The following is a 6,143-nucleotide window of genomic DNA, read 5'->3' on the forward strand; positions in this document are numbered from 1 at the left end:
GGTACGGACGTCATGACGCACTACATCGGATCCGGCCCGTACTGCTACGCGAACTCCCTGGCGATGGTGCTGGCCGGAACGGCCCCGCCGCCGGCGGTCATCGAGGTGCTGACCGGCTCGCCGTTCGGCTTCCAGCTGATCGGCGGGACCCTGCCGCTGTTCGACCCCTGCGGATGGGACCCGGACCAAGGCATCGACGCCGCCCTCGCGCTGCTCGGCGTGCGGTGCGAGCGGACCGCGGGCGGCACCGCCGGGCAGGCCGAGGCGCGGCTGCGGGAGGCGGTCGCGCGGGGGCCCGCGCTGGCCGGCCCGCTCGACATGGGGCTGCTGCTCCACCAGCCGGGCACGCCGCTCACCGACGGCGGCGACCACTTCGTGGTCGTGCTGGAGGTCGGCGGCGGCGCCGTGGTCTTCCACGACCCGCACGGGCACCCGTACGCGACCCTGCCGGTCGCCGACTTCGTCGCCGCCTGGGAGGGGAAGGGGGTCGACTACCTCGCCGACCGGTACGTGCTGCGCGTCGGTTTCGTCCGGGAGCGCCCGGTCGCCGCCGAGGAGGCGCTGCGGCGGTCGCTGCCGGCGGCCGCTCGGTGGCTGGCGGGTCCGGGTGGGCGGCCGGTGCCGCCGGGGACGCTCGGCGGGGCCGCCGGGCTGGCGGAGCTGGCGGCGCGGGTGGACGGCGGGCTCGACCCGCGGACCCGGGGCTTCCTGGCGGACTTCGCGCTGCCGGTGGGCGTGCGCCGCCTCGGCGACGCCGCGCACTGCCTGGGCCTGCTGGGGCTGGGCGGCTCGGCGGCCCTGGCTGCCGGGCAGTCCCGGCTGCTCGGCAGCCTGCAGCACCCGCTGGTCACGGGAGACGACCGGGCGCTGGCGGACGGCCTGCGCCGGCTCGCACCCGGCTACGAGCGGCTGCGCGCCGCGCTCGGGGCCGAGGCCGGCTGACCGGTGGCGGGCGGCCGGGCCCGCGGGTGCCGGTGCCCGGCCGCCCGCCACCGCGCCGGTGCGGCCCCGGTTCCGCCGGCCGCCGTGCCGGTGGTGCCCCGGCGCCCCGGGACTCCGTCGGCCCTCGGCACACTGCCCTGGATTCCTCGATTCGTGCCCGATTCCGGGCAGGATTATGGAAGTTCCCGGCCCTCCCGCCTAGGGTGATCGCTCGTGACCGGCCCGAGACGGCAGCCGCCGAGTGGGCCGACGGTGCGTCACCCCTACTCGACGGAGAGGACACTCATGCGCTCGCTTCCCGCCGGCACGGAGGCCGTGGTGTTCGACTGTGACGGTCTGCTGGTCGATACCGAGACCTGCTGGACGGTGGCGGAGACGGCGATCTTCGCGGCCCACGGCCGGCCTTTCGGTCCCGCGCAGAAGGCCCTGGTCATCGGCCGCACCCTGGAAGCCGCGGGGGAGGCCATGGCGGACCACTTCGGGCGCCCCGGAGCCGGTGCGGAACTCGCCGCGGAACTCCTCCGAAGGGTCCGTGTGGAGCTGGGCCGGGGTGCCGCGGCCCTTCCCGGGGCGGTGGAACTGGTGCGGGCCTGCCGGGCGCGCGTCCCCATAGCCGTCGCCAGCAACAGCCCGCGGGAGCTCCTGGACACGGCACTGCGATCGGCCGGCCTCCTCGACTGCTTCACCCACTCGTTCGCGGCCGACGAGGTGCGGTTCCCCAAGCCCGCGCCGGACCTGTACCGCACGGCCTGCGAAGCGCTCGGCGTCGCTCCGGCGCGTTCCGTGGCCTTCGAGGACTCGGCCACGGGCATCGCCTCGGCGCGTGCCGCCGGACTCCACGTGGCCGTCGTGCCGTCCCTTCCCGGTACCGATCTCGACCACGACTGGCTGGGCTCCAGCCTGGCCGCGCCCGAACTGCTGGCCTGGGCCGCGGGGCTGGGCGGGGAGCGTCCGCCGACCCGCCCGGTGCCCGGCCCGTCGGGCACCGGGCGGTAGGGCGGCCTCTCCGCCGCGTGCGGGTGGTGCGGCGGGCGGCGAGCCCGGCCCCCGGCTGCCACGCCGTGCGCCGCCGCCCCACCACCTCCCATTCGGCGGCCGGCCGGCGGCGTGGCGAGTCGCCGAAACGGCACCCCGGATGTCTTGTCACTCCGTGACATCCGCCCCTACCCTCCACCTGTAACCGCCGGTAACTTACGTGCGGAGCAGGGGAGTCCGGCGGTCCGCGAGGTCGTCGGCGGGACGGCGGAGCCACGGCCGCGAGCGGTGCACGCCGACCCGGCCGGAGCCGCGCCGGTACCCGGTGCCGGGCGAGGTCCGGGCGCCCGCCGGCCCCGGCCCGCACGGCTCGGCCCCGACCGCGCGGACCGGACCCGCCGTCCGGGCCGCGCCGCCCGGCCGGCGGCCGCCCGGGTCCGGCGCCAGCGGACCGGCGCGGGCCGCCCCCTGGGCGCCGCCGGTCCGGTCCGGCCCGCACCGCCTCGACGCAACAGGGAGTGAGCCGTATGTCACGCCGTACCGATCGACCGGCCCGCACCGAAGCGGCCCGCCCCCAAGGGACCGGATCGCCGGCCGCCCGGAGACCCGCCGCGCGCGGACGCCTGGTCGCCGGCGTCCTCGCGACGCTCGCCTGCCTGGGCGTGCAGATGGCACCGGCCTCCGGCGCCGGACCGGACGCCGGGCCGTCCCGGGGCGCGGCCGTCCCGGACTTCTACCGTCCCCCGGCCTCGCTCCCCGCCGCCGACGGCGCCCTGGTGCGGACCGAGCCGCTGCCGCTGGCGCTGAGCCTGCCCGGGCTCGACGGGAAGCCGCTGCCCGGTACCGCCACCCGCCTGATGTACAAGTCGACGGACTCGGGCGGCCGGCCGGTGGCGGTGACCGGCGCCTACCTCGAACCCTCGGCCGCCTGGCGGGGCGGCGGTCCGCGCCCGCTGGTCGCGCTGGCCCCCGGCACCATGGGGCAGGGCGACCAGTGCGCGGCCTCACTGGGGCTCGAGCACCCGGTCGTCCTCGACGGCCAGACGGTCTCGGTCGGCTACGAGGACGTGGCGGTCTACCGGCTGCTGGCCTCCGGGGTCGCGGTGGTCGTCACCGACTACGTCGGGCTGGGCGCCACCGACCGGCTGCACACCTACGTCAACCGCCTCGACGGCGGCCGCGCGCTGCTGGACGCCGTCCGCGCGGCCCGCTCGCTGCCCGGCGCGTCGGTCACCTCCGGCTCGCGGGTGGGCCTCTACGGCTACAGCGAGGGAGGCGGCGCCAGCGCCGCGGCCGCCGAACTCCAGCCGTCCCACGCGCCGGAGATCGAGCTGGCCGGCACCTACTCCGGCGCGCCCCCGGCCGATCTGGCCGAGGTCATGAAGGGCGTCGACGGCAGCGCGCTGGCGGGCGCCCTCGGCTGGTCGTTCAACGGCTTCCTCCAGTCCGACCCCCGGCTGCGGCCGATCGCCGACGCGCGGCTCAACGCCACCGGGAAGGCGGCGCTGGCCGACCTGGCCACCCGGTGCGTCGGTGACGCGATCCTCGCCTACGCGTTCGAGGAGAGCACCGCCTGGACCAACGGCGGCGAGTCCGTCACCGAGATCGTGGCGGAGGAGCCGGAGTTGCGGGCCACCCTCGACGCCCAGCGCATCGGCACCCTGAAGCCCGCCGGGCCGGTGCGGCTGGCGACCGGCGTGCAGGACGACATCGTCCCGCACGCCCAGGCGCGCCGACTGGCCGTCGACTGGTGCCGCAAGGGCGCCGCCGTCACCTACGAGGCCGTCGACCTGCCCGACCTCGGCGACGGACTGCTCACCAACCATCTGGTGCCCCTCATCACCGATCAGGGGGCGGCCGTCTCCTGGCTGACCGACCGGCTCTCCGGGAAGGCCACCACCTCCAACTGCTGGACGATGCCCTTCCAGCGCTGACCGGGCGCGCCCGCGGCCGGGCGGGGCGGCGGGTGAGCCACCCGGGGTGCGGCCCCGCCCGGCCCGGACCCGCGCGACACGACCCGCCGGGGACCGCCCGCCCGCCGCCGCGGCCGGTGCCCGGCGGCGCCGGCCGCCGTTCAGTGCTCCGGGTCGAGGCCCAGGGAGCGGAGGAGCTGGGCCAGCTCCTCGCGGAAGAGCTTGGCCGGGCTGGGCGTCTGGGTGGCGAGGTGGCCGTAGATCTCCAGTGACACCAGGCCGTGCAGGTGGCTCCAGATGCGCAGGGCGAGGGCCACGGCGGCCGGCGGCAGGTCGGGGAAGGCCGGGCGGACCTTGTCGAGCAGCCCCGGTTCGAAGTCCGACCAGCGGAAGTCGCTGCCCGCGTAGCGGGGTCCGGCGTGCGGCCAGGCGGCGGCGGCGAGCGCGGCGAACCCGGTGCAGACCCGGAGCGCCGCGTCCGGGGCGGCTCCGCCGTCCGGTGCCCGGTAGCCGGGGACCGGGTCGCCGTAGATGAGGCGGAAGCCCGCGGGGTTGGCCAGTGCCCAGTCCCGGAAGGCGTGGGCCCAGCGCCCGATCCGGGCCCCGGGGCCCCCGGCCGGTGCGGCGGCCCAGGCGGCGTCCACGGTGTCCGCCAGGGCGGTGTACACGTCGTTGATGAGCGCGGTGACCAGGTCGTCCCGGGTGGCGAAGTAGCCGTAGATGGCGTTGGCCGTCATGCCCATCTCGCGGGCGATGGCGCGCAGCGTGATCGCGTCGGGCCCGCCCGAGGCCATCAACCGGAGCGCGACGTCCTTGATCTCCGCCGTGGTCTCCGCCCGCAGCCGTTCCCGGCGCCCGGTGGTGCTTCCCATGGCCGCACTCTACAGCGTCCCGCACTTGAGCTGCGTATGGAAACTTCACGCCATATAGTTCACGGCGTATAGTTCAGGGACGCCGTGAAGTGATCACGGCGAGGCGAACACAGCACGGAGCAGGGGAGAGCCATGCACATCGGAGTCATCGGGGCCACCGGCACCATCGGCAGCCGCGTCGTGACCGAAGCCCTCGGCCGCGGGCACCGGGTCACCGCGTTCAGCCGGGACGCGGCACGCATCACCGAGGAACGGGAGAACATCACCTGGCGGAGCGTCGACGTGCTGGACGCCGACAGCGTCGCGGCGGTACTGCCCGGACTGGACGTACTGATCAGTGGCTTCCAGCCGGGCAACGGCGCCCGGGACATCGCGGACACGGTGACCCGCTCCATCGCCGACCCCACGCTCTACGCCACCGCGGCGCGCGCCCTGCTGACGGCGCTGGCGGGCCATCCGCGGATCCGGTTGATCGTGATCGGCGGCACCGGCAGCCTGGAGGTCGAACCCGGACTGGTGTTCGCCGACGCCGAGGAACGCCTCCACGAGGCCCTGGACGCGCTCGGGCTGCCCCGGGAGTACGCCGCCGCCGTACGCGGCCACCGGGACGCGCTGAACGTGCTGCGCACCTCCAACCGGCTGTGGACGTACTTCAGTCCGGCCGAGGCCATCGCCCCGGGCGAGCGCACCGGCCGGTTCCGGATCGGGGGCGACCAGCCGGTCCGGGACGCCGACGGGCGCAGCCGGATCTCGGTGGAGGACGCCGCCGTCGCCCTCGTCGACGAGGCCGAGCTGCCGCGGTTCGTCCAGCGCCGGTTCACCATCGGCTACTGACGCCGAGCGCGCCGGCGGCCGGCGCCCGGTGCGGTCGTCCGGGTGACGTACCCGGCCCGGCCGCGGCGCGCGGGGCCGGCCGGGGACCTACGGTGTGCCGGTGGACCTCGACGACGACCTGGACGGGCTCGACCGTGGCGAACTGGCGGCCGAGGTGCGCCGGCTGCGCGCCGGTATCCGCGCGCACCGGGACGCTTCGGGGCACGAGCTGTGCTGGCACCACCCGCTGCTGTGGGGCCTGCTGCCGGAACGTACGGCGCCGGAGGTGGCGGTACCGCCGTGGCCGCGCTTCCTGCGCGGGTGCGTCCGCTACCGGGAATCGCTCGACCGGCAGCTGCCCGGCGCCCCCGTGTACGACCGGGAGTTCGGCGAGTAGGCCCACCGCCCCGGGCATCCGACGAGTGCGCCGCGGCGGGGCCTTCGGGCGTGCGGGGTGGTGTGGGTCGGGTGGCCGGGGGTGGTGTGGGTCGGGTGGCCGGGGGTGGTGGGGGTCGGGTGGCCGGGGGTGGTGGGGGTCGGGTGGCTGGGGGTGGTGGGGGTACGGGGACGGCCCCCCGGGGGTGTGGAGGGTCCGGGGGGCCGTGGGGTGGTGCTGGGTGGTGCTGGT

At 76.7% G+C, this 6,143-nt stretch carries 6 protein-coding genes; 5 read left to right on the plus strand and 1 reads right to left on the minus strand.

The genetic code is table 11. The features are described 5' to 3' along the window. Nucleotides 1-12: 12 nt before the first annotated feature. The 3 genes from ACH4B3_RS16475 to ACH4B3_RS16485 all read left to right on the plus strand — a co-directional run bounded on the left by ACH4B3_RS16475 (nucleotide 13) and on the right by ACH4B3_RS16485 (nucleotide 3,851). Nucleotides 13-942 (plus strand): hypothetical protein, encoded by a 930-nt coding sequence (locus ACH4B3_RS16475; RefSeq protein WP_398463528.1) that lies wholly within the window; start codon nucleotides 13-15, stop codon nucleotides 940-942. A gap of 285 nt (nucleotides 943-1,227) precedes the next feature. Beyond that, nucleotides 1,228-1,938: an HAD family hydrolase gene (locus ACH4B3_RS16480; protein ID WP_398463529.1), complete on the plus strand. Its 711-nt coding sequence runs from the start codon at nucleotides 1,228-1,230 to the stop codon at nucleotides 1,936-1,938. Between the two features lie 506 nt (nucleotides 1,939-2,444). Continuing rightward, nucleotides 2,445-3,851, plus strand: a complete 1,407-nt coding sequence (locus ACH4B3_RS16485; RefSeq protein WP_398463530.1) for a lipase family protein — start codon at nucleotides 2,445-2,447, stop codon at nucleotides 3,849-3,851. 140 nt (nucleotides 3,852-3,991) lie between these two features. On the opposite strand, the gene ACH4B3_RS16490 is transcribed toward ACH4B3_RS16485, so the two are convergent. After that, the gene (locus ACH4B3_RS16490; RefSeq protein WP_398463531.1) at nucleotides 3,992-4,702 is read right to left on the minus strand and encodes a TetR/AcrR family transcriptional regulator; all 711 of its coding nucleotides are present in this window, start codon (nucleotides 4,700-4,702) and stop codon (nucleotides 3,992-3,994) included. A gap of 132 nt (nucleotides 4,703-4,834) precedes the next feature. On the opposite strand from ACH4B3_RS16490, the gene ACH4B3_RS16495 reads away from it, so the two are divergent. Together ACH4B3_RS16495 and ACH4B3_RS16500 are read left to right on the plus strand one after the other, a co-directional pair. After that, nucleotides 4,835-5,536, plus strand: coding sequence for an NAD(P)-dependent oxidoreductase (locus tag ACH4B3_RS16495; RefSeq protein WP_398463532.1), 702 nt, complete (start codon nucleotides 4,835-4,837; stop codon nucleotides 5,534-5,536). 100 nt (nucleotides 5,537-5,636) lie between these two features. Continuing rightward, nucleotides 5,637-5,912: a hypothetical protein gene (locus ACH4B3_RS16500; protein ID WP_398463533.1), complete on the plus strand. Its 276-nt coding sequence runs from the start codon at nucleotides 5,637-5,639 to the stop codon at nucleotides 5,910-5,912. Nucleotides 5,913-6,143: the final 231 nt, after the last annotated feature.

Origin of the sequence: Streptomyces sp. NPDC018031 (assembly GCF_044327625.1) — a bacterium.
In the GTDB taxonomy this organism is placed as follows: domain Bacteria; phylum Actinomycetota; class Actinomycetes; order Streptomycetales; family Streptomycetaceae; genus Streptomyces.

Bases quoted from the DNA above. Each gene is read 5' to 3' on its own strand.
- ACH4B3_RS16485 (WP_398463530.1), top strand. From the start codon at position 2,445: ATGTCACGCCGTACCGATCGACCGGCCCGCACCGAAGCGGCCCGCCCC.
- ACH4B3_RS16490 (WP_398463531.1), bottom strand. From the start codon at position 4,702: ATGGGAAGCACCACCGGGCGCCGGGAACGGCTGCGGGCGGAGACCACG.
- ACH4B3_RS16480 (WP_398463529.1), top strand. From the start codon at position 1,228: ATGCGCTCGCTTCCCGCCGGCACGGAGGCCGTGGTGTTCGACTGTGAC.
- ACH4B3_RS16475 (WP_398463528.1), top strand. From the start codon at position 13: ATGACGCACTACATCGGATCCGGCCCGTACTGCTACGCGAACTCCCTG.
- ACH4B3_RS16495 (WP_398463532.1), top strand. From the start codon at position 4,835: ATGCACATCGGAGTCATCGGGGCCACCGGCACCATCGGCAGCCGCGTC.